Annotated in this window: 1 protein-coding gene and 1 pseudogene; one reads left to right on the top strand and one right to left on the bottom strand. The window is 56.5% G+C overall.

Translation table 11 applies throughout. The annotated features are described in order from the left end of the window. A partial coding sequence (locus IM317_RS22060; protein ID WP_193362528.1) for an IS3 family transposase occupies nt 1-732 on the top strand: 732 nt, incomplete at its 5' end. Between the two features lie 37 nt (nt 733-769). On the opposite strand, the pseudogene IM317_RS22055 reads toward IM317_RS22060, so the two are convergent. Continuing rightward, nucleotides 770-945, bottom strand: a pseudogene (locus IM317_RS22055) (IS5/IS1182 family transposase); the annotation flags it as partial.

Genomic DNA, 945 nt, shown 5'->3' with positions numbered 1-945 from the left:
GCTAACTTTGCAACAGTGCCGATCCTCGATATCATCAGCGATATGCCCAGTTACGGCTATCGCCGTGTGTGGGGCATCCTGCGTACGCAACGTCGTACAGAGGGACTGCCCCCCGTGAACGCCAAACGGCTTTACCGGCTTATGAGCGAGCATAATCTGCTGTTACTGCATGACAAACCAGAGCGGTCGAAGCGTGAACATAAGGGCAAAATCGCGGTGGCAGAAAGCGATATGCGCTGGTGTTCAGATGGCTTCGAGTTCGGCTGCGACAACGGTGAGAAGCTGCGGGTCACGTTCGCGCTGGACTGCTGCGACAGAGAAGCCATAGACTGGGCAGCGAGCACAGGAGGCTACGACAGTTCGACGGTGCAGGATGTGATGCTGAGGTCGGTGGAAAAGCGCTTCGGCGACGGGCTGCCGACCACACCGGTTCAATGGCTGACGGATAACGGTTCAGCATATACCGCGCATGAAACGCGGAGGTTCGCCAGAGAGCTGAATCTGGAGCCGTGTACAACAGCGGTGAGCAGCCCGCAGAGCAATGGCATGGCCGAACGGTTCGTGAAGACGATGAAGGAAGACTATATCGCGTTCATGGCAAAACCAGATGTGAGAACAGCCCTGCGAAACCTTGCAGCAGCGTTCACACATTACAATGAAAACCACCCGCACAGCGCGCTGGGATATCACTCCCCGAGGGAATATCGACGGCAGCGGACATCGTTAACTTAAGATACAAAAGCTGTCCGGAGATGGCGGGTCAAGATCAGCGAAACGGGTGCTCCACCTTGGCACGGATGCTGGCTTTCATGTATTCGATGTTGATGGCCGTTTTGTTCTTGCGCGGATGCTGCTTCAAGGTTTTTACCTTGCCGGGACGCTCGGCGATCAGCCAGTCCACATCCACCTCGGCCAGCTCCTCGCGCTGTGGCGCTCCTAGGTAGA

The organism is Enterobacter cloacae complex sp. S3, assembly GCF_014930495.1.
GTDB lineage: Bacteria > Pseudomonadota > Gammaproteobacteria > Enterobacterales > Enterobacteriaceae > Enterobacter > Enterobacter asburiae_B.
The sequence above is the reverse complement of the archived record's forward strand: the minus strand, read 5'-3'. Positions and strand labels throughout refer to the sequence as shown.